This window comes from Nostoc sp. CmiVER01, from assembly GCF_034531135.2.
Lineage (GTDB): Bacteria > Cyanobacteriota > Cyanobacteriia > Cyanobacteriales > Nostocaceae > Nostoc.
Genome location: NZ_JAVRBU020000007.1, coordinates 371,252 through 394,861 on the forward strand (window position 1 = coordinate 371,252; position 23,610 = coordinate 394,861).

At 40.2% G+C, this 23,610-nt stretch carries 16 protein-coding genes; 6 read left to right on the top strand and 10 right to left on the bottom strand.

Features of this window, described 5'->3' with window-relative positions:
• Positions 1-44 precede the first annotated feature (44 nt).
• The gene (locus tag RMZ43_RS14385; protein WP_322656260.1) at positions 45-2,864 is read left to right on the top strand and encodes an ATP-binding protein; all 2,820 of its coding nucleotides are present in this window, start codon (positions 45-47) and stop codon (positions 2,862-2,864) included.
• Positions 2,865-3,379: 515 nt separating this feature from the next.
• On the opposite strand, the gene RMZ43_RS14390 is transcribed toward RMZ43_RS14385, so the two are convergent.
• From RMZ43_RS14390 to RMZ43_RS14400, 3 genes are all read right to left on the bottom strand, one after another.
• Positions 3,380-4,264, bottom strand: coding sequence for a hypothetical protein (locus RMZ43_RS14390; RefSeq protein WP_322650824.1), 885 nt, complete (start codon positions 4,262-4,264; stop codon positions 3,380-3,382).
• Positions 4,265-4,334: 70 nt separating this feature from the next.
• Positions 4,335-4,925: a DUF1517 domain-containing protein gene (locus RMZ43_RS14395; RefSeq protein WP_322650825.1), complete on the bottom strand. Its 591-nt coding sequence runs from the start codon at positions 4,923-4,925 to the stop codon at positions 4,335-4,337.
• Positions 4,926-4,970: 45 nt separating this feature from the next.
• Complete coding sequence (locus tag RMZ43_RS14400) at positions 4,971-6,545, bottom strand: pentapeptide repeat-containing protein (RefSeq protein ID WP_322656278.1); 1,575 nt, start codon at positions 6,543-6,545, stop codon at positions 4,971-4,973.
• Between the two features lie 67 nt (positions 6,546-6,612).
• Here RMZ43_RS14400 and RMZ43_RS14405 point away from each other — a divergent pair, with 67 nt between their 5' ends.
• Both RMZ43_RS14405 and RMZ43_RS14410 read left to right on the top strand, forming a co-directional pair.
• The gene (locus RMZ43_RS14405; protein WP_322656279.1) at positions 6,613-7,452 is read left to right on the top strand and encodes a prephenate/arogenate dehydrogenase; all 840 of its coding nucleotides are present in this window, start codon (positions 6,613-6,615) and stop codon (positions 7,450-7,452) included.
• Between the two features lie 119 nt (positions 7,453-7,571).
• Positions 7,572-7,862, top strand: coding sequence for a hypothetical protein (locus RMZ43_RS14410; protein WP_322656261.1), 291 nt, complete (start codon positions 7,572-7,574; stop codon positions 7,860-7,862).
• A gap of 148 nt (positions 7,863-8,010) precedes the next feature.
• Here RMZ43_RS14410 and RMZ43_RS14415 read toward each other — a convergent pair whose 3' ends face one another.
• Entirely contained in the window at positions 8,011-8,523 is a 513-nt protein-coding gene (locus RMZ43_RS14415) for a DUF3122 domain-containing protein (protein WP_322656262.1), read from the bottom strand.
• A gap of 477 nt (positions 8,524-9,000) precedes the next feature.
• Here RMZ43_RS14415 and RMZ43_RS14420 point away from each other — a divergent pair, with 477 nt between their 5' ends.
• A complete protein-coding gene (locus RMZ43_RS14420) occupies positions 9,001-9,918 on the top strand; it encodes a polysaccharide deacetylase family protein (protein ID WP_322656263.1) in 918 nt (305 codons plus the stop codon).
• A 209-nt stretch (positions 9,919-10,127) separates the two neighbouring features.
• Here RMZ43_RS14420 and RMZ43_RS14425 read toward each other — a convergent pair whose 3' ends face one another.
• Complete coding sequence (locus RMZ43_RS14425) at positions 10,128-10,715, bottom strand: prolyl hydroxylase family protein (RefSeq protein ID WP_322650829.1); 588 nt, start codon at positions 10,713-10,715, stop codon at positions 10,128-10,130.
• Positions 10,716-11,233: 518 nt separating this feature from the next.
• Here RMZ43_RS14425 and RMZ43_RS14430 point away from each other — a divergent pair.
• Together RMZ43_RS14430 and RMZ43_RS14435 are read left to right on the top strand one after the other, a co-directional pair.
• On the top strand, positions 11,234-12,142 hold the full coding sequence (locus tag RMZ43_RS14430; RefSeq protein ID WP_322650830.1) for a nucleotidyl transferase AbiEii/AbiGii toxin family protein: 909 nt from the start codon (positions 11,234-11,236) through the stop codon (positions 12,140-12,142).
• A 102-nt stretch (positions 12,143-12,244) separates the two neighbouring features.
• Complete coding sequence (locus tag RMZ43_RS14435; RefSeq protein WP_322650831.1) at positions 12,245-12,406, top strand: hypothetical protein; 162 nt, start codon at positions 12,245-12,247, stop codon at positions 12,404-12,406.
• Here RMZ43_RS14435 and RMZ43_RS14440 read toward each other — a convergent pair.
• From RMZ43_RS14440 to RMZ43_RS14460, 5 genes are all read right to left on the bottom strand, one after another.
• Entirely contained in the window at positions 12,396-17,795 is a 5,400-nt protein-coding gene (locus RMZ43_RS14440) for a translocation/assembly module TamB domain-containing protein (RefSeq protein ID WP_322656280.1), read from the bottom strand. The two genes, RMZ43_RS14435 and RMZ43_RS14440, sit on opposite strands and share 11 nt — an antisense overlap.
• 708 nt (positions 17,796-18,503) lie before the next feature.
• The gene (locus RMZ43_RS14445; protein WP_322656264.1) at positions 18,504-19,340 is read right to left on the bottom strand and encodes a carbohydrate ABC transporter permease; all 837 of its coding nucleotides are present in this window, start codon (positions 19,338-19,340) and stop codon (positions 18,504-18,506) included.
• Positions 19,337-20,245, bottom strand: a complete 909-nt coding sequence (locus RMZ43_RS14450) for a carbohydrate ABC transporter permease (RefSeq protein ID WP_322656265.1) — start codon at positions 20,243-20,245, stop codon at positions 19,337-19,339. The genes RMZ43_RS14445 and RMZ43_RS14450 overlap by 4 nt, the downstream gene beginning before the upstream one ends.
• Positions 20,246-20,450: 205 nt before the next feature.
• Complete coding sequence (locus RMZ43_RS14455; protein WP_322656266.1) at positions 20,451-23,279, bottom strand: P-loop NTPase fold protein; 2,829 nt, start codon at positions 23,277-23,279, stop codon at positions 20,451-20,453.
• Positions 23,248-23,508 carry a hypothetical protein gene (locus RMZ43_RS14460; protein ID WP_322656267.1) on the bottom strand — a complete coding sequence of 87 codons (261 nt, stop codon included), beginning with the start codon at positions 23,506-23,508 and terminating at the stop codon, positions 23,248-23,250. Before RMZ43_RS14460 ends, RMZ43_RS14455 begins: the two co-directional genes overlap by 32 nt.
• Positions 23,509-23,610: the final 102 nt, after the last annotated feature.

A 23,610-nucleotide genomic window follows, 5' to 3' on the forward strand; every position in this document is an offset into this window, starting at 1 on the left:
ACTCTAGCTAATAAGGTTAACCAAAAAGCTTTGCATTGCCTATCATGCTCAAACAAGACAATACATCTGTAAGTCAATCTTCATACCCTCGCTTAACTAGAAGCCTAAATGCTGTTGAAAGCTGGGGCTTCGGTTTGACAGCTCATATTTCATGGGTAGCATTAGTTCCTGCAATTCATGCTGCTCTTGGTTCACAAGCTATTTTTGTTTGGATACCTGCTGTAATTGTCGGGATGCTGATTAACTATCAGGTCAAGCGTTTAGGAATGTATTCTATTAATGTGGCAGGAGGAACGCCCAACTATGTGAGCCATCTGCTCAAACGCTACCCTGGACTAGCTCGCTATGCTGCTATTGGATACCTTCTTAACTGGGTTTCTTACTTATCAGTTAATACTCTCGTTCTCACTGATTTAATTAGAGTGAATTTAGAATCACTAGGCATTGCCTGTCCTAAATTATTTTTAGACATTGCCTTTACGCTACTGCCGTTTGTAGTGGCGTTTAGTGGTACTCGTGCGCTGAGTATTTTGCATTTATTTTTTGCGATTCCAGCTTTTGGGCTACTAACTACCTTTTGTGTACAAGGTCTTGGCTGGTTAACTTTCTCTAGTGCTAGCCCTGGGTTTTTTCCTAACAGTTGGTCATCTTTGAGCTTTGTGGATTGGGCAAAGTGGTTCTTTTTCGTTTCCTACGCTACTTACAGTTGTGAAACGGCTTCTTCCTTTGTCGCAGATAGCCGTCATCCCAAGCAAACGCTGCGCTTTCTGGATATTGCTGCTTGGATGATGCCACTTATTTTTATCGGCGGGTCTTGGGTGATGATGCGGTTAGCAACAGCGCCAGGTCTGGATGATAATGCTTTTTTGAATCTTGTGGCGGCTTCTAAACCCTTTTGGGGAAGCTGGGCGCCAATTAACATCACCTTTCTATTGGTGTCTGCTTCTCTGTTAGGTTCTGCAACAGTAGTTTCTAATTGCCCTAGAATTTTGTATCAACTTGCCTTAGATAACCATATCTCACCAGTCTTTTCTGCTGTGTCACGTCGGGGCGTATTTGTGCCTGCTCTGAGCTTAACTTTGGTGCTTTGCTCCCTTTATCTGATTTGGGCAAATGTAACCCAAATTGTAGCAGTGGGAAATATCGGTTGGTTTGCCTCCTTTATGTTGTTGCATTTAGGGCTTTGGTTGGGGCGCAATCGTCCAGAAGTTTTGTTTCCCCGAATATCCTTGGGCATTCTGCTGTTAGAAATTGTGGTTTTATTGGTGGGGGGGATTGCTTGGGGTTGGATAAATTTTCTGATTGGTCTAGTGTTTCCAATTGGGATTATCGGAATTGATGCGCTAATCCGCCACGTTAACTTCCCGCCTTTTCATTTAAGTTGGTGGAGGCGACATTACCGCGCACGCTCTTCGGTAATTATTAAGGATTCTGTTATACTCCAGGTAAGCATCCTAATTATCTTAATATGCAGTGCAGTCACAACGGGCTGGTTATTTGGTGCTAACCTTAACACGGCGACAAAGGCTACAGATGAAAATCTATTCGTTGTGTTGTTGATGACAGCTGCATTTATAGGAGTAGCTATAGCCTGTTGGACAACCTTACCCCAAGTAGTAGCCATTACAGAGGCACGAGAAGCTGCCGAACACCTGTTTACTGTTGCCCAGGATGGTATTTTGGTCTTGGATGAGCAGGGTACTATCAGGCAGGCAAACCCAGCAACTGAATCTATTTTTGATATCAAACCATTTGAGTTACTAGGAAATCACCTCAGCAAATGGATATTTGGATTTCCTGACTATCCAGAGCAATGGACAAAGCGAAGTGAACACACTCTGTTCCACAAAGCTGGTGTCCAAACTTTGGAAATTTCTATTTCCGACCGACCGCATCAAGATTTTCAAGAATATGTCGTTATTCTCCACGACATTACTAAACGCAAACAAGCAGAGGAAAGATTACGACAATCACAAGCACAATTACAACAAGAAGCAAGGCTGCTGGCATCTCAATTAGTGCAGAGTGAAAAAATGTCTAGTTTGGGGCAGTTAGTGGCAGGTGTAGCTCACGAAATCAATAACCCCGTGAATTTTATCTATGGTAATTTAACCCCTGCCAATGAATACACCCAAGATTTACTTGAACTGCTGCAACTATACCAGCAATACTATCCTAACCCAGTAGCCCAAATCCAAAAGCAAGCACAAGCCATAGATATTGATTTCTTAATAGAAGACCTACCAAAGTTACTAACTTCTATGAGAATTGGTGCTGAAAGAATTACAGAAATTGTACAATCTTTACGTAATTTTTCCCGCCTAGATCAGGCAGAGATGAAGACGGTAAACATTCACGAGGGTATTGATAGTACCTTGATGCTCCTAGAGCATCGCCTCAAAGCTACAGCTAATTATCCAGCGATTAAACTCATCAAGGAATACAGCAATTTACCGTTGGTAGAATGTTACCCTGGACAACTCAATCAGGTGTTTATGAATACTCTTGCAAATGCAATCGATGCTTTAGAAGAATCGATAGTCGGTGAAAAAACTACTAATATTCCCCAGATTTGCATTTCTACTAGTTTTATTCCTAACCAGCAGTTAGTAGTTATTTCTATTGCTGATAATGGTTGTGGTATCCCGGAAAATATTCAAAAGCAACTATTTGACCCTTTTTTTACCACAAAACCAGTCGGGAAAGGCACAGGCTTAGGCTTATCTATTAGTTACCAAATAATTACTCAAAAACATGAGGGAACATTAGAATGTATTTCCTCTCTTAATAAAGGTACAGAATTTATAATTACAATTCCCCTAAGAGGCAGGGGGAGCAGGGGAGGCAGGGGAAGAGAAAATTGATAGGGATATTTCATTTAAATGGGTACTGGTTAAGGACACGCCATTACCGTGTACTTACGAGTATCTGTCTTATCTGGATTGGGCTATATTAAAGCTCACATAACTTCAGGAGTACTCACAATGAATCAGATACAACTGACTTTAAGTATTGTTTACCTGTTTATGACATGCTATTTTCTAGGCAATTGGTTAATATTTTCCTTACGTCATCCTACTTCTAATCCAGAAGATAAATTTTTATCAGGTGTGATGTTTTTGGTAACAACTATCTTCTGGACTCTAATGATTCCGATGTCTTGTTTGGAAATGCTTCAAAAAAAGCAAATAGACTTTAATAAAATGGTTCCTGTTCTTTTAGCAATATTTGTATTTAGCATTTCATATTATTTAACCGAATAAGTCATAATTAATCCTCACAAATTGTATATATATAAAGAGAAGCCGGAGGCTCATAGGTCAACTCTCCGACTTCTTTATACACCAGACTACCTTTACTTCTTAGGCAGTCTATTTATTTAACGGCGTCTGCTACCAAAACCAGTTGAGCGGCGGGGTGCTGAACTACGCCCACTACCAAAACTACTACCAGAATTGCGTCTGGGTGAAGTGGCTCTGCCAGAAGGTCGTAAAGTACTACCACCGAAGCCAGAACCAGAAGGACGGTTATTACCTGTAGTGCTACGCGGTGTGTTACGTATAGTTGAATTTCCCGGATACGATCTTCTAATTGTTCCCGTACTACGGAATGCAGTGCGATTTCTCACAGCTGCGGGTGGAGCATTATAGCGACTTTGGTAGCTTTCAACTGCTTGGCCATAACTTCCGCCATATCCACCGAAGCCAGTTAATCCTCGACCTGATTGATAGACAGGCGGTACATAATATTGAGGTCTAAACAACATACTACCAATTGCCTGACCAGCCAAGCTACCAGCTACAGATCCAGCAAATGGTGCCCAGAAGCTATTTTCTCGACGGACTACAACTGTCTCTTGCTGTCCTGTTTGAGGATTGGTTTTATTCTCGGTAACGTTGTGGACATACTCAATTTTAAAGTCTTCTGTCAAATATAAAATTGGTTGGCCTTTATCTACCTTTAGATAGGTTTTTTTACCTTGTTTGATTTCATCATCAGTTAACCGTGCCATTTGCAAATTTTCGGTTGCAAAGGTTGGGGGATTATTGTTAAGTAAAAACAAGCTGTATTCACCAGTTGCATCGTCATAAGTAGCTTGTTGTATTTGATACTCTCCGTCACTCAGCTTTGTGTTAGTAGAGGTTTGACTAACGTTCCTACCTGGGGGATTAGCTTCGTTTCCTCCACCACAAGCAACAGTTGTCATACACAAACTCAGAGCTAAAAAAACGGCTGTAAATTTACGTACTATGGTCATGATCATTGGATTATTGTCCTATCTCTGAGCTTAACAATTTATCGATGCGAGTAGTAAGTACGGACTACCCAACATATTATAAAGGAATCAATTCTGGGTAATATTGCAACAATTGGTCGCTAGTGAGTTCATCGCCTAACTGTGCTGGCGAAAAATGTACTTGGATTGCTTGGAATTTATGTTTATAATGCAAATTTATCAATGCTTTCAAGCCTTCCTTGAGTGCTTGAATATTAGAAAGATCAGTTTCCAACTCTGGTACTTCTCCTTCATAAGCTGCTGTAATCATCACAATGATATTCTGGGTTACAGGTATAGATAAAGGTTCATTTGATCTATCAGAACTGTAACTTGGTTCACTGAGATATCTTTGGGCAGAGTCAGTAAATAATTCATTCACGTAATCTCCTGCCTCACCTTCATCAAAAAATACGTCACCTTCGTTAGCAGCAGAAAGCCAATATTCATCGTATTGGAGTAGGGTTTGGCTAATTTCTACCAATCCTTCTCCCAAAACTTCTAAATCGCCATCGGCATCGATCGCATCTCGTCCAACACTATTTAATACTCCTAAAATTGGGGCTACCTCGCCTCCCCCTAAGTGCAGAAATAGGCGTAAGACTACATAGCGAGTTCGACCGATCATTTTATTAAAGGTATCGCGCATTCTTTCCTCCAAATTTTATTTTCTCATTACTTATAAGTTTAATAATTAATGAGCAATATAGTGAAATCCTTTGACAAAATCTATAACCATATTTAACGAAGGCAATATATATTTTGTTGCTTCATTAGATGTATCATTATAAGCTGAAGCATTCAGAACAGAGCGATTAATAAATCTTTTTCCAAACTGGGGATTGTCCTGAGCAATTAAAGTCTGGGCGCTAGAATTGGTTAAAACTATTTGGGTTGGTGCTTTACAAAAATTTAACTTCGCAGCTACTTCGAGATTTTTTTTCATCTGTTTAATTGTTGTAGCCTGACTCATCGCTTGCTCTACAAGAATATTTAATTCTTTTACGATATGGGGTGATTTTAGCGATTTTAAATTTTGGTTTGCAATAATTTCATTGTTAATCATTTCTACCATCCTGGAAATATTCTTTTGGGTAGATACCGCATCTAGAAAGGGAAGAATCGCAATGTAAGCAGTGGGGAATAATGCTTCGTCCCTATCTACATGAAATGTAAAAACAGTTCGACGAGGCCCACTTTCCATGCTTGGGGGTTGTTTCAGCGCCCGGTATTCCTGAGCAATTTGATAATAAGCGCCAGCAAGAGCAAAATTGGCTTCGTGTTCTATGGCTGCATCAACAATAATTCGGATTGTTGGCGGTGTTTCGTTAAAAAAATCTCGTGAATCTTGGGAATGGAAGTTTTGGATAATGGAGCGATCGCCTGCCGGGCTAAGATCAACCCATTCACAAATCATGCTTTCGGTTTTTAAACCAAACCTAGAGGTAGCATAAAGCTTTGCCCCAGTTAAAGTTGATCCTGTTAAGTCAGCACCAATCCATTCTGCCCTGATTAATTTTGCCTGAGTTAAATCGGCGTGGATGAAAATTGTATTCGTTAAATTGGCATTGCTTAAATCTGCGCCAATTAAAGTAGCCCCGCTCAATTTTGCGCCGCTCAAATCTGCCCACCGGAGATTTGCACCGCTTAAATCTGCCCATCGGAGGTTCGCCCCGCTCAAATCTGATCCGCTCAAGTTAGTATGTCTGAGATTCGCTTGTCTGAGTTCGGCATCTCGCAAATTTGCGCCGCTAATGTCACAACGACTAAGATCACTGGCATTTAAGTTAGCCATCTCCAAGTTGGCTCCCGTCAAGGAAGCGCCTTTTAATAGGGCTTCACTCAAGTTAGCGTGACGGAGATTAGCTAGACGGAGTGTCGCCTCTCGCAGATCGGCACTAGTGAGATTAGCCTCCAACAGATCGGCGCGACTGAGATCAGCACGAACTAATTCGGCGCGGATCAATGAGGTTCCTTTAAGTTGAGCACGACTAAGATCCGCTCGAATCAGATTAGCGACGTTGAGACTGGCATTATTTAAGATGGCGCTAGATAAATTTGCGCCACTGAGTCTTGCTACATTTAGCTTGGCATTGCTCAAGTTAGCTTCACTCAGATTCGCGCCGCTCAGGTTGACTATACTCAAATTGGCATCGCTAAGATTTACGCTACTGAGTTTCGCCCCACTCAGGTTAGCTTCCGAGAGGTCAACACCATTAAAGTTTAAGACTCCTGCCGCGTATTGTTCCAGTAATTCCTCTACAGTCATTGATGCTACCCCTTGGATGCCAACTTTAATAGTTGGTATCATAAAAAACGAAATGTCAAAATCAAAAATGAATATTGGGATTTTAGGACTGGGATTGATAGGCGGATCTTTGGGTTTTGATTTGCGATCGCAAGGACATCATATCTTAGGAGTTAGTCGCCGTGAATCCACTTGTCAAAAGGCAGTTGCTCTCGGCAGTGTTGATCAAGCATCCGTTGATCTGAGCCTATTGGCAGCCGCAGAGGTTGTATTTATTTGTACACCTCTAGGGCTTATTGTGCCCCAATTTAAGGAAATGATCGCTCATTTGTCTGCTTCTTGCGTTGTAACTGATGTGGGTTCAGCGAAAGCACGGATAGTCAAGGCAATTTCTCCCCTTTGGGATAATTTTATCGGCGGTCATCCAATGGCGGGAAGGACAGACAGTGGCATAGAAGCTGCACAACGAGATTTATTTGTTGATAAACCTTATGTACTAACACCAATAGCTACAAGCAAAACTAGTGCAATTACGATTGTGGAAGAAATTGTGCGATCGCTTGGGGCTAAAATTTACTATTGTCAACCTGAGCAACATGACCGCGCTGTTAGTTGGATTTCTCATTTACCTGTAATGGTCAGTTCTTCGTTGATTGCTGCTTGTTTGAGTGAAACTGACCCCGATGTTTTGGAATTAGCCCAAAAGTTAGCAAGTTCAGGTTTTCGGGATACCAGCCGTGTGGGTGGTGGGAATCCAGAGTTGGGTGTGATGATGGCCCGGTATAATCGTCAGGCATTGCTGCGATCGTTGCAACAGTATCGTCATAATCTCGATGAGTTGACTAACTTAATTGAGCAAGAAAATTGGGCAGCTTTAGAGCAAAAGTTGAAATCAACAGGAAAGGCACGACCTGATTTTGTTGATTAGTTTTAGGGTGCGTTACATTATTTACAACGCACCCAATACTGCGTAGGTTTTGCCTAAAAAAGCACGTTTTATATTCACAAAACCGATGTACTATACAGATAAATTTACAAAAATCAACAATGGTAGAACGCCCAATTAAGAAATCGGAACGTCAGGCCCAAGCGAGCACTGACAACAATTCCGAAAATACGGATTCTATACCTTCTATTGAATCCAACCCCAAAAGCTCAAAACCGAGCCGTAACCGCTCATCCGACAAGGGGAAAAAAGCATCTTATGGAGAAGAAAACAGGCAGCAGGGAAATCCTGCCCTAGCACGCGGGCCAAAACCTGTTAAACCTCCAGTCAAAGTCCAAACAGAAGAACTTGAAGCCGAATCGGAACCTACTTCTGAGGAATCTCAAGACTAATATTACAAGTGTTACGTGTGATGTGGGAAGCTATCAGTGTATGAAGACTGGGATTTCTGGCTTGAAGGCAGTTATCATACCCCACATCATCATTGGTTTATTTTTATGTTGAATGCTTTTGATTAAACTTTAGCATTGGTGGATAAAGTCAATCAATTTCTGTAACTAGCCATTGCCACTCAGTGACTACAGTATTAGATATATTGAGAACCAATTGCTGTCCATTAGAAAGCGGCACATAGAGTTTGAGCGCATCAGTTGTTGGCAGTTTTGGTAAGATATCAGTTAAGTTATATTCGCCTACATTAAGGACGGGTGCATTTAGAGTATATGCATCCGATGCATTCAGCAATCTTCCTGCTGTTGTCTCAATCAACAATGGTTGGGGGTGAGCAATTTCAACAACACCCGGAAAAGCAACCAAGCGCAATCGCAACTCTTTTACCGGACTATTGTAATTTTGTTTGAACAGTAGGACTTGCCAAGCATATCCTTTTTCATCTTTGATAGATACTTGGGAGTGGTAGTGTAAGACACCAGGAGAATCATGGTGTTGACGCAGCAGTGCTTGTGCTGACTGCATACTCCATCCACATCCAGCTAATGCCAGAAACACAACTAAGGCACAACGCCAAAAATATTGTTGTAATTTTCGCTTCATCTGACACATTTTACAGCACAATTTAGGAGCAGATATAAGGACGCTTCCTGCTCCCTGCTCCCCTGCCCTAAAAGCAATGGGATGTTTGTTTATTTATCAGTCCCTTAGCTGGTGTATGCAAAGTTTTAGCCTCTTTTGTTAACTTACGGACTAGCATTTCTCTTGGTTACGGTTATACTGCCTTTATTGGTCAATTAAATCCACTAGGTATTATTGTATCTAGGTTACTAGTGTTACTTTGGTACGTAGGCGGTCAATTAGTGCAAATTAAATTGAGACTTTCTTTAGCTTTAGCTGGGATGTCTCAAGCTATTTTATTGTTTTAGCAAGATATATATTAATTTAAAATCGAGTACGAGTGGTGTAACAGGGAATTAGGGAATAAAAAGTGGGGGGAGCAGAAAAAGCAGGGGAGAGTAACTCTTGACTAATGACCAATGACCAATAACTAATGACTAATATTTAAGGAGATTTAATGTGTCTAATCGGAAATTATCGCTGTTACTAAAGGTACTAACTATTATATTGGCTGTTGGTGTAAGTAGTGTAAGTATTAGTCTGCTTGTAGGCATAACTAGACTTGACCAACTATTGGGAGTTCAAAAGCCAAAAAGCGAGACTGCTAAAACGAGTTTAGATAGGGCAATGGGTGCATCTGCTCAGTCTCCCACCCCAGCCACAGTCCAGATAAATGAAGTGCCAAAGCCTTTTGAGGGAACAATCATTTATCAAGCGAAACTAAAAGCAAATGAGAAAGTCATAGCTTTGACTTTTGATGATGGCCCTAGCCCCAAAAATACGGCACAGATTTTAGAAATTTTGAAGAAAAATAATATTAAGGCGACATTCTTCATGGTTGGGCAAATGGTGAAATATTTTCCCCAAGTTGCCAAGCAAGTCGCTGCTGATGGTCATGTAATTGGTAATCATACATGGCATCATTGGTATTTTCAAATGGATGGAGCCACAGCATCTAGTGAAATTGATCGTACAGCAGACATCATCTACAAGACGACAGGAGAGAAAACGACTCTATTTCGTCCCCCCGGCGGCTTTCTGAATAATGGACTAGCCCAATACGCCAAAAACGAGAAGTACGCTGTCATGATGTGGTCAGAACAGTCGGGAGACGCTGAACGTCGTTCGCCTCAAGTGCCAATGCTGGTCAAAAATGTGCTGAAACAGGCAAAACCAGGTGCAATTGTACTGTTGCATGATGGAGGCGGTAATCGTTCCAAATCTGTCAAGGCTTTACCAGAGATGATCGCAGGTTTGAAGGCGCAGGGCTATCGATTTGTGACGATTCCCCAATTGCTAGAAATGCAAGCCAAAGAAGAAAGTGCGGTAACAGCATCATCTGTTACCACAAATCATGAACATCCAAATCATCAGTGATAGGCTAGGGCTGGTTACACCTCTAATTTTGCTATCAATATTGGTCTGTCTCATTAATTTTGTTGGGTTCGTAGTAAGCACTTCAGTGCTTAAAAATCTAGGACTAAAGTCCTTACTACAAACTTGTTCACTTAACCCATTGCAAATAATATATTTGCTGAGTTAATTAAAGTTCAGTATGGTGGCAGTGGTTCTTTCTCTGAAAAAATCTAAAAATATTTCAATTGACGGTACATAATATCTGAGCGTAAAACGTACTTTCGTCCTTGGATAATAGGAGCGCCTTCATGTACTAGGTCATGGACAAAACACAAAACCATACCTGTTGCTGGAATCACAGCGATATTAGGTAAATCTTCATAGTATCGGCGAGAAAGATGAAAAAGGGTATCACCGCCTTCAAAACCTTCATTAAGGTAAATCATGAAAGTCAATAGACTTTCCTCACCATTAGGTCGCCGATAAGAACCATCATGATGAAGCGCAAATCTCTGACCTGGGTCATAGCGATAGAAACGAAAACGCTCATTCAGTCCAATGGCTTGCCATCTGCCAATAGTACTGGGTATATAACTTGATACACGCTGCCATAAATCAAAAGCCCGTTCTTGGTCATCTAAAATTACACGCTGATTATTGCGAATGTCAGGACGTATTTCAAAACCTCGAATGGTATTAATAGGAGCATCTGTATAACCAATGTTTTCGGTTAACGTAATATACTCAGCACATTCTTTTGGTGAAAGAATATTGTCTAACGTGAAAATTTCGTTGCCAAGCAAGTTTCTCTTGGTCATGGTTGAGCTGATTAAAATTTAAGTTTTCTGATAGTGTAAACTAACCATTTGTATTGGAAAGCACAATTAGTTTCCATAATCTATTTTCAAACTATAACCCCAGCATTACCGAGATATCCTTCTACAGTTGTTTAATCCGTTTCAAATCTTTACATACAATCTAAAAGATTTCATAATGCGACACCTCATAAGCTCCAGCCCTACGATCGCAAGCACACGCGATCGCAGGGTTTTTTATGTTGAATGCTTTTACCCCACATTCCGCACTTCACTTTGTAATATTGTAACCATACAAAGATTTTCCTAATGATACTTGAATAGCAATGTCTACGACGGGCTATGACGCTCGAGCGTAAGAGCGTGCCCTAGGCAAAACTCGCTATCGGCATCGCTAAAGGTCTATATTGCCAGAAGGACATTGAATAAATATTCTGAATCGAGAATTAAGGCAATGGAAACCCTCAACAAAGCCTGCAACAGTATATTAGGTTTATATTAAGAATATATCTATTAATTTTATGCTCAATCCTAAAAAGCTACCATTTCTAGAGTCTATTGGTTGGCAACTAAAAAATGTATATCAAATGAGTGAGAAAGAAATTGTTCAATTGTATCAACGCAATTGGCATCATAAAACTACTTTCAACAATTTAAAACCAGAAGAAAAGGATTTTATTCATTATTTAGCAAAAAAGTATAACTCTTGGATATTACCGGATTTTGAAATGTTTCATCTCGCTCATCACAATAATATACTTAAAATCCTTAATACTTTCAATCCAGAAGTTTTCAAAAAAGCTTCTGCATACTTTGGCGGTGGTACACTCTTGACATTAGAGTATGATGAATACAGGCTAAGTAAAGATATTGATTTTCTCTTCCCTTATGGAACTGAAAATTACAGATATTTAAGAAATTTGATTTACGATAAAGGAATTGTAGCATTATTTCAAAGTACAACAGATATCGAATTAGGTGACGCTACAATAAATCAATATGGTGTTCGTTTCGCTGCTGTAGTCAATGAAACAACTATTAAAGTAGAAATTGTAGCCAATGGTATTTTTACTTTAGATCCTCCTGTTTATCCGGAATGGACAAAAATTCCTTGTTTAAGTATAAGCGATAGATTTACATCAAAACTAATGGCTAATGCTGACCGATGGAACGATTCAAGTACACAATCTAGAGATTTGATTGACTTAGCAATATTGCGTGTAAATAACGAAATACCCGCATGTGCGATCGCTAAAGCTGAAGAAAGCTACGAAGTAAAAAAGCCATTAGTTAAAGCCATCACTAATTTTACTGAAAAAGAAAGGTATAGAGATAAATGTTTTCAGGAGTTAAACATACCTGAAGAAAAATTTCCAATAATAATGGATGGAATAAATAGGCTTCTTGTTGATTGTGAATCTATGAATTAAAGTAACTTAAAATGCAGTCATCACTACCAAAAGAGTATTCACTGAATTCGCCATCGCGTAAGGGTGTTTGACAACATACCCCAACAAAGAACAACCTAGAAGATGGCAATAATTATTCTCAAAATTAGACTTGTTGACTCTGGAACGGAAGTAATTATGAATGATTTAGCGATCCGTCGTTGTGCTGCAAGTTTGGGAATTCCGGCTGCACGTTCAGTTTACCCCGGCACTACGAAAGTTGAACTGTATTTATCTAAAATCTAGTTTCATACTCAACAAAGAATTGATTTTCATCTCCTAAATTAGTTGAGCCTCGCATCAAAATTTCATCATTGAGTCGATAAAGCACGTTATAACGGAAAGACTCATCTGTAGATAAAGGCCGTGATAAAGAGGCAGAGAAATTTCTATTGATGTCAAAGACACCCTCTGCTGATAAATTCAGAACTGAAGCTGTTGTTTTTTCATTACTAGTGGTTGGGGTGGGAAATATCCGAAATTCGCTGAAACCAACAGCCTGTCCGATCGCAGTAATAGTTCCTTGCAAACCACCTAAAATAGTAGAACTAGCAAAATTAGTCAGCCCTTGGCCTGCATCTGCTTTTTGACCAAAAGAATTGAGAATCGAGCCACCCAATAAAGCAACTATTTCTCCTTTACTACGGCTAGGTTCACTCGTCAACTCTAGATTGTCACCCAATTTACTAGCTGGGCCGTTGACCCTGGCTTGAACGGTAACGGTACGTAAAGTCCCGAAGTTACTAGCAGAAACATCGCTAACTTCAGCAGACAATGGTGATTCCAAAGTTTGACTGTTCCTTGCTGATGTTTCCGGTACAATTGCGGTAAGTCGGACATCCAAAGTAGGGTCAAGTCCTTGACTTGGACTAAACCGCGCAGTTTGTTCGTAGCCTTTCGCCAAGGTAAACTCAGTGGAAAATAAGCTGATTCGTCCTCCTGTCAAACGAATCACTCCTTCAGGAAGGGGCTTGGCTAATGTACCATTAATCGTCAAGTCACCTTTGGCGTCAAAGCTCAATAGCGGCTGACTGAATGCGGCTCCTCCTGGTATAAAGTCGAATGGTGACTGAGTGGTAACACGAATATTTTTATCTAAATTTAACCTTAAATCTGCAAACTGTACAGGTAAATTGGGTGGAGTTACTGCACTAGCCTTAGTATCTGCTGTAGTCACTGAGGTAGCATTACTCTCTGCTGTAGGTGTGAGATTACTAGCAGCATTATTCTCTGCTGTAGGTGGGAGATTAACTTTAACCTCTTCTCTATTTATGGTGTTAGCGTTAGTTTGAGCTGTAGCTGCTGATTTTGTCTTAGCAGTAGTATTTCCAATAATTACCTGACCATCACTTAGCTGAATATCTCCACCAATTACAGGTTTTAGTGCTGTTCCGCGAATTACAACATCGCCGCCTACACCGCCTTGATACAGTCCCGGAAGCTTAAAATTGAGTTTGTCTGCTATTGATACTGTCAGGGGATTCGTTAGGGCTTGCTGAGGCTCAAGAATTGGTAGGATACCTGATGCATTTATTTGACCTTTATTGTAAGTGCCTTGAATACCTTGGACATTTACTGTATTGCCATTAAATTGCGCTGTCCCGGTGACATTCGTTAGGGGTTCAGATAAGGCTTCAGCTCGAAAAGTTGCATTATTAAGTGTGGCATTTCCGTTAATAATTGGTTCGTTTAAAGTACCCCGAACGTTTAAATCTACTTGTCCTTGACCATCTACCCAAGCGACTTGATTGTTGGTAAACACATTTAACAGTGCCAATCCTTCATTATTTACGCTGGCGTTGATGCTGATTTGATTGCTATCTGGTTGCACTTTGGCAAAAGGCAAAGCAGCAGGTATGCTACCTGTAATTGCAACTGGTTGGGTTCCAGTTACTAACAAGGTACTGTCAAAATTTAAGCGAGCATTGTTGTAGTCAAAGTTTACTTGTCCTGTTTGCACAGGTTGCTTGTTGAGAGTCGCATTAGCTAGTGCCACTTTCCCTTGAACTCTCGGATCTTGTACACTACCTCCCAAGGTCGCATCAGCATTGACATTACCAGTTATATCTATCGGGTATTTTTCTATAAAAGGTTGTAAAAGCGATAGAGGTAGACTTGCTACATTCAACTTTCCAGATAGTTGCTCAGTTCCTAACTGTCCGGTAAAAGCCACCAGTCCTTGATTTATCCCAACACTCAACGGCGAAAGTGTGACAACACCATCAGCAAAATTGCCTTGAGCAACGACTTGATTAATGGAGTATTCACCCCATTGCCAATTAGCACCTTGGAAATTAAAGCCGACATTTAACCCAGATTTTAAAGAGCCATTAGCTGTAATTCCTCCGCTCAAAACACCCGTTAATTCTGCAAGGGTGGGTAAAGATACGTCTTTTTTGGCTTCCTGTTGCTGCTGTTTTGCTACGGATGTTGCAATATTTGAGAAATACGCTAACTGTGTTTTCAAGTCTGCATTGGGCAAACTGACAGGCTGGGTATCAAGTACTTCTGCTCCAGCCAACTTCGGAGGCTGCAACCCGGTATTAAGGTCTTTAAAATCAAAGATATTAAACGCTTGTAAAAGTCTTTCAACTCTAGCTTGGTCTAAATTAGCTTGGAATTGAAATTGCGGGTCATTCCCTGTTTTTACATTTCCACTCAGGGCGATGTTGCTATCTGCAATCCGCAATTGACCATTAGTCAAGCTAGCAGTACCATCAGCATAATTGATGCTGCCGCGAAATTCGTCTGCTGCAACTCTGGCAACACGAGGCCCTACGATCGCAACGTCTCCCGCAATGGCATAATTATTCAGATTAACAACTAAATTCCCCGATAGTTGCCCCGCCAAAGGTTTCAATTGATTGTTCGGTAAAAAACCCCCAACCAAAGCTATAGGAAACTGTTGAGCGTTGATGATTAAGTTCTCTCCCTCAGTTCTACCTGTGGTAACTGCATCATCTCGCTTGACTAAAAATGAAGTCGGACGATAATCTGCACCTAAGTTAAGGGCAATCCTATCTTGCTTCCCGGCTAATCGCAGACTTGCCCCTTGTCCGCCTTGAAAATTCACTTTTCCAGTTAAAAGTGGGTCAAACTTCAAGTTACTTACATTGAAATTCCGCAGCCGGATATTACCATTAGCTTGCGGTACATCTGGGGTACCTGTAACTTGCCCATTAAAATCAAGTAACCCCGCTAATGCTACGTCTCCAGGAACTTGAAAGCCTGTATTTTTTAAGTTGAAATTCTGCGCCAATACATTTAAATTAAATCCGGCAATCTGGGGTGCGCCATTTGGTGGAGACTGAATAGCGATCGCACCATTAGCAGTCACTCCTTGGGTACCTGCATTCTCAACGATAATCTGCTGTCCATTCCACTGAAATTGTGCAGTCAGTGGTTTTGCCAGCTGCGCTACTCCTTGGGGAAGGCTGATTTGTCCACCAGCGCGAATATCTGCAAGCTGAAAAGATTTTGTTGTGCCTGCTAACTGAATATTGCTATTAAGTCGTCCTCGTAGTTGTGGTGAGAACCGATTGAGTTGAATTTGGGAAGCGTTGACAACTCCTTGCCAGCGTTCTTGTGCAAGTTGACCACTAGCTCTGATTGTCCCACCTGCGACGTTCACGACAGCATCGGGGAAAACGATACTCTGTCCTTGTTTGGTAACAACAACTCGTCCGCTAGTGGGATAGGTAGCTTTCGGTGCTTGCACCCGCGCTACTGTTTGCAGATTATTTAAAGTACCAGAAATATTAGCATTTGCTGATACATTCCCAATGGTGATGGAGGGTGAAGAGTTGTATGCTTTTGCGATCGCATCTCCTGGTAAATTTTGTGCTTGGACATTCAACGCCACCCTACCTTGGGGTGCAAGCTGAAGTCGACCGCTAGCTGTGACTTGTCCTCCCACCTCTGGATTTGCTTGAACGCTAGCAACATTTACGTTTAATGGGCTACCTAGAGAACCAGTAACTTTGGCGTTAGCAGATATACCACCAACATTAAGCGGGGTTGAGATACCGTAACCTTGAGCGATCGCATTTCCTGGTAAACCTTGAGCTTGAATACCTAAAGCGACTTGACCTTGAGGCGCTAGTTGAACTTGACCACTGGCGGTAATTTTCCCCCCGGTTGGCGGCGTTACTTGAACACTGGAAACATCAAGTTTCAATGGTTGTTTGCCAAGTGAACCAGTAACTTCTGCTTTTGCTGAAATATTGCCAACTGCGATCGGTAGAGCAACGCCATAGTTACGCGCTAGTATATCCCCAGATACACCATCAACTTGAGCATTAAAGATTACATTATCTTTGGCTCCGATATTTGCTTGACCGCCTCCTGTGATTTGACCACCTGCTGCGGGGACTATTTTCAGATTGGAGACAGCAATTTGAGAAGCAGTTTGAGATGCATTCAATCGGAAGTCAGTATTGACGGCTGTGAAGAGAAGGCGGTCAATTTGAATAGGTTTTGTGTTGCTTAATGTACCGTTAACGACTGGTTTCTGTAGTGCGCCGCCTACCTTAATATTTGCTTGAATTTCGCCACTAGCTGGGACTGACGATTTTACATTCAGCGTATCTAAAATATTTTTTGCGCTAACTGGTTTTATTTGAGCAGAGAGATTAAAACCTGTTTGGGTATTAATTGTTCCATTAGCCACAATAGGAACTTTGCCAAAGTTCGTATTCAGATTTTCTAAAGAAACTGTCTGACCTTGAAATAGAAATCTGCCATTAAAATTAGAAACTTGCTGAGGAATCTTAGGAATTTTAGCAACGATTTGATTAGCTGTAGCTGTTCCTGTAACGGCTGTTTCTGACAGTTTCGGTGGAATTTGAACTCCTAAGTCAGCTTCTATTCGCCCTGCTTGCAAGGCAATTGGCAACTCAATTAATCGACTTATATCAGATGCTTGTATAGTTTGTGCTTGCAGCTTGAGGTTAGTTTGTTGAGCTTTTGTTTGTGTTTCGCCAGAGATTTTAACTGCGCCTCCCCTAGCAAGTTGACCATTAATGTCATAATCAATTCGTTGATTTTGATCAAAAAATCGGGCAATACCACCAAATTGATTTAATATTACTGACCCTTTCGGTCTAGTTGCCCCGGAAGCTGGCGATAACTCTACATTTCCATCTTGAATTTGAAGTGTCTCTAAGTCAGTTTGAATAGCACCTTTTCCTTCCCCAGCCTTGACTTGGGCTGTAACCCAACGACCATCCTGATCCTGTTGGATGTAAACATTGGGTTGAATTAACGTGACATTTAATGCTAATTTTCGGGTAAGGATGAGTTGTAAGGGCGAGAATTGCACATCTAAGGCTTTTGCTACTACCTGATCTGGATCGGTGGAAGTTGCTGGTATTGATAGAGAGCTAAATCTTAGACTATTTATTGAAAAACGTTCAACCTTCCCTACTTTTACTGGTCGCCCAAGCAATTGTTCGAGATTTTGCTGTACTAATGGCGCTAAATCTTTATATATATAGCTTCTAGCCCACCAAGCACCAACTGCAATTCCAACCAGGAAAACTACACCGAGAGCCAAACTGGTACGTCCTAAGAGGAGGAGCCATAAACGACGATTAGGTGGTTTCTGGTTATTTTCTGATTTTGGAGAGTGCGTCATCATCGTTACAATACTTTTATCTGGAATAAGCCAAGAGACAGGCCAGAACCGCAAGGCTAAAGTTAAAAGTCAAAAGCCTTTAATTTTGAGCTTTATGGCTGTAATAAACAGTCTGTGCTAGTAGCAGTTGTATCAGCCAGTCACAAGCAATATATTGAATATCAACATATTACCCGAATTAGTTTTTCTCGCCTTTCAATTTGGAGATTTAATCTAGAGTATGGTACTTAATTAGCACTTCCTCAATCTGAGCAGTAATTAAAGCTATTTTCTGCTTCACCTTTTGAAAGTCTATAGTCATCCAAATAGTTGTCTGACAAATTCTGCCTCCTTTCTGTTAGGCAAAGTAGATGATTAGTATGTTTTTTCTCACAATATATATATTGCCAACAACTATCTTTTGTACGAATAATTAATATCTTAAGATAGATTTTATTTGTTTAAAGATTATTTCTCAGAGTTTAGACAAGAAAACATTGAATATTAAACTACTCCGTGAGAACTCTTGTATATACTGCGATGGTTATAAAATTCAACTTTGTATAATCTTACCAAGTAGTGATGACTTTATTATCGTTTTGTGTTTAGGTAAAATCCCCGTTACAAGACGTAATTGCGTTAGCGTTAGCGAAGCGGTAGCGATAGCGCAGCGTTAGTGAGGAACGAACGTCGGAACGAGCGTCCGTAGGAGCATCATTGCGAATTGGTTTAACCTTTTCCTCCGGTAAAGGTGACGCTTTGAATAAAGTAACGATTAAAAAAAGCGTAAATGCCTAAAGCTGGCAGAGTGAAGACCATAGAAGCCGCCATAATGTAATTCCAATAGCTGATATATTGACCTTTGAAGGTGTTCAGCCCCAAAGGAAGGGTAAACATTTCTGGGTCAAATAGGATAACTATAGGCAGTAAAAAATTATTCCAACTGCCCATGAACACAAAAACTGCCTGTGCTGCTAATGCTGGTTTTGCTAAAGGTAAGACAATATGCCGGAAAATTCCAAAAGTATTTAAGCCATCGAGTTGAGCTGCTTCTTCTAGTTCTTTAGGAAAATTAACGAAAAACTGCCGCATCATGAAGATAAAAGTGGCATTAACCATGCTGGGCACAATCATGCCTTGGTAAGAATTCAGCCAGCCGATCGCTTTTAAAATCAAAAATGTGGGAATTAGGGTGATTTGCGCTGGGACTGCTAGTATTGCCAAGATTAGGAAGAACCAAAAGCGCTTACCCACAAAACGCAGTCTTGCCAAGGCATAACCAGCCATTGAATTTAACAACAAATTTAAAAGCGTGACGCTGATGGCAATCACTACACTGTTGAACAACCAGCGCCAAAATAGCGGTTCTTGGAGAAAGATTTGCCTGTAGTTGTCAAAAGTAAAATTCTTGGGGAGAAAGTTGGATTCACCACTGACAATCTCTGATAGCGGCTTAAATGATGCTGAAATTGCCCAGAGAAAAGGAATTAAAGTAATGATCGCATAGAGTATCAGCAAGACGTATAACAAGACTTTGAGCCAGGATAAGCCAGAGATGTTAGTCAAATCCGTTCACCTCCAAAAAGTCGTCGCTGAATTAAAGTGATGGTAATGATCACTGCTGCTAATAAAAATGCGATCGCAGCTGCATATCCCATTTGTAAATTCCGAAACACAGCTTGGTAAATTAGCAGCACCACAGTTAAAGTAGCGTTGTTTGGCCCACCAGTACCACCAGAAAAGATGTAAGACTGGTCAAAAAGTTGAAAAGTGCCAATTACCCCCACTGCTACCACAAAGAAGGTTATAGGTTTCAGTAAGGGAAGAGTAATGTAGACAAATTGCTGCCACCCATTAGCACCATCAAGTTCCGCCGCCTCATAAAGTGTTTGGGGTATATCCTGCAACGCCGCTAGATAAATCACCATGAAAAAGGGCGCAGTTGACCAAATGTTCATGATCATAATCCCTTTGAGCGCAACTTCTGGATTACCCAACCAGTTATAAGTGGGTAGCCCTGCAAAAGCGAGAAAATCGTTTAGTAGCCCATCAGTGTTATAAATCCACATGAAGATGAGCGTCAGCACTGCTGAAGAAGTGACTGTAGGCAAAAAGTAGAGGATACGCCACCAGTTTTTACCGCGAATCCCTGAATTTAGAGTTACTGCCAGAATTAAAGCTAGGACAGTTTGAACTGGCACAACAATGGCGACATATTCTGCTGTGTTTCTCAAAGCAATCCCAACTCTTTCATCTTCAGCTAATCGCGTGAAGTTCCGAAAACCGATGAACTCGTACTCAATACCGCCAAGGAGTTGAACTTTTTGCAAGGAAAGAAAAACGGCTAAGAGAATGGGTAAGACTACAAAAGTCGCTAAAACTAGGATAGTGGGCATCATGAACATGTACCCAGCAAAGTCTTCGGTGATGTTCCACCTGGGGTTTCTGCGCCGCCTGTTAATTTCAAACACTACTGAACCTCCACTTAATCCCGCACTAACCCGACTGTAGCGATGGGTTGTGCATGATTATTTATCGTACTCCTGTAAAAAAATATTTAACCTCATTAAATGAGATTTTACTCAACACTCTAGCTGCTTACTCAGCAGTGTTTCGGTAAAGTTATTCTGAATCATGACTTTCAAAAAGTTTATCAACTACTAAGAAAATAGAGTTTTACTCGTGATTAGATGCAGCAGTTGAAATAAAATCACGCGGATCATAGCCAATATCACCAATAAAACAGAATGAACGTATAATATTAAATGTTTCCAATACCGACTGGTTTAGCGTTAGGTTAACTGGTATTAGTAGTATATTCATATCATCACGAAACCTTTTATATTCTTGCCGCAAATAGTTATTCTGGTATGAGGAAAGATAATTATCTAAATATTTGGTAAAGAAATCTTGAAACGTTGTATTTGCTTTTTGTTCCTTTTGTGTCTCTAGTTCTTCTATGTGGATCTTGAGTTCGCAAAAAACACTACGCATTATGTCTGGATATCTACCTGACATTGCAAGGAATGAGATAACCAGGGTAATTAAATCCTGATTTTGCTCTGCTTGTATCTGTTGATTAGAGCGAAACCAGATAATTTTTATTAGCTTATAAACATTCACCAGTCGCTTAAGACTTCTGGGTGACAAATCAATATACTTACAACATTTTAGTACGATATCAAACTCTGCTTGGGAAAATTTAATTGCCTGTGGTGGTAATGCTTCTGACTCATACTCTTGAATAAATGGGTTTACTATGTTTGGAAGTTGGACATTTACCACTCTAGAGTTTTCATTACCCCAACTGTTATAATATGGTGATTCATTTTCCCAAGTCTCGACCTGATTACCTAGAATTTCACCTTCAAAATCTATTTGCATCTGCTCACGTAAATAACCTGCTAAAGCTGATGATTCTATAGGTTTTACTTGATAAGGAATCTGAATAATTTTTTCAATGTAGTGCATACCCGAAGGTTCGCCATTTCGGTTTAAAATACCCGCGTAAACTTTCTCTAAAGCTCTTGTAATATAGCGGACATCTATTGCCAATACTGCAACGAACAAAGGTGTTTTTACTAGAAGTTGTACTGCTTCCAGCACCTCTACTACTCGTTTTGGTGGACAGCGGTCTAGGTCATCAATATAAAGTACAACCCGCGCTGGGCCTCTAGGAAAAATAGGTTTTAGTTTTTCTACTTTTTTAGTATATCTTTCACAATTTGTTTTAGGTGGTAGTGATAGTTGTTGAGATAGATTTGCTAAATCACTTTTCACTTGCTGCATCAACCCCAACCGCTTACCATATAATCCCTTCTCCAATTGGGCATTAACAAAATCACCAAATGACAAATCTTGAATAGCAGTTAAACGTTGGCGTTGTCCTTCAACTTGAATTTTGAGTTGCCTAATCCTTTCTTCAGCTTGCTTTATTTTGGGATTATTCAGTTTTTCTTTAAGTTTTTCTTCTCTCAGTTCCTCTAACCTTTTTCGGTATCTATCAAAGCTATTTTCAAGAAGTTCATACCAATTTCGCAGTGTTTTTAATAAACTTTGTGCTGTGATAATAGCTGGAATAAGAGATGCAAACGTAGCTGTTAACTTAGAAACTAGATTATTTGTAATTGTTATTTTGGAAAGTGCGACGGGAGCCAAGATTGAGAGCATAATAAACAGAAAGCAAGCAAAAATAAGCTTCCAGTTTGTCCGTGCCCATTTTATTAAAGTCTTTATATTTATTAGTTGGGTTAACTTTATTTTATCAATTTTAGATTTGAGCCAATCAATATTGTCATAATCTATTTCTATTTGATTACCATCTGATTTTTGTAATTGTTCTTGTAAATCATCAAATTTTGCACCCAATATTTTTTTAATTTCTTCTGCGACAGGTTTGAGAGCATCATCTTTATAAACCTGTTCAGCTACTTCTTTTTTAATTTGTTTTTTTGTTTTTTCTAATTCTAATTGCTCATTACTTAGAACTTTTTCTTTCGTTGTTAAATCTTTCTGCTCTTTTTCTTTTACATTGTCTAAAGTTTGAAAAAGTTGATCTTCTAGCTCTGTATTAGACAAAATTTTGTCCCAGTTGGACGAACCAACCTCCTTTGTAATCAAAGACTGTCTCTCTTCATCTGACATATCATTCAATACTTCCCAAATTTGTCCTCCATTTAAAGGGTTAATTCCTACATCTTCTAGTTGTTTTTCTAGTGTTAATTGGCGGTTTAATTCAAAGAAAATGGTTTCCATCAAACTTGCCCACAAGTTTGATTTTGCATAAGTCCAAGCATCAAACTTAATTTGGTAGATGTGTCCTACGTAGGGAAAAAGCTCACTACTATTAGAATCAGTTTGTTTATCCCATGCTTTGTCTGCATTCACACGTAAACTGCGAATCTCGTTCATTTTTTGCTGCATGAGATGCATGACAAACGATTTACCGCTACCCCAGCCACCCAGAATCCCAACAGCTAGTGGTGGTTCAACATCACGCATTAACAACACCTCGGCTAAAGCATGAACCTCGGTTTGAATATTGAGGAGGTCTTGTCCTTGGGCTAAGTCGTTGTATGGCCTTTGAGCTAAATAATTATAATTTTCTGGAAATAGGCGACGTGCGGCTTCAATAGGAGCTTGTTGTTGAGCTACTATCGTAATTTCTTGAATTTTTTGGCTCTCAGGTTGTTTGGCTACCAGTGCTTTTTGTATGGCTTGTAGTAAAGCAACAGCAACCTCTGGAGGATCGAGACCATTGACTCCAGCACCAATTAGGGGAATAACTAAAAGAGTAAGCCCTTGCTTTGCAGCCATTTCAATAACTGCCTCAGCAGCGATAAAAGCATTGGCAACAGTGGGTTCAGGTTCTACTGTTGTCAAGATCAGAAAGCGCTCAGTTACACTTTTGTGGGGTAAGAGATTGACAATCTGAGATGGTAAGGGAACTAGCAGTGGTTTATCAGGTGTGATTCTATCCAGCCAGATTTTGTGACTTTTTAGCATTTTCCACCGTCTCTTGTAGGAGCGATTCATAGCTTTTAGCTCCTAAATATTTAAGATATGCTTGTGCGAAGCTCCCTCGAAAATCTGCTCTAGGGCTAGCTGGGATGACTAAAGTATCAAAGGGTAGATCCCAAGGGCTATCTGTTCGGAATACGTAAATCTTAGTATTACCTTGCTTTTTGAGGAAAATTGGCTGGTTTTTGCCTGTTAAATTAGCTGTGTTAACCATAAATATGCGTAATATTTAATCAAAATTATAAAATTATATTAATTTCTACTGAAAGTATACAAGTTTACACCCAATTGTAGTAAGTAGTGTAATGTTTGTCGA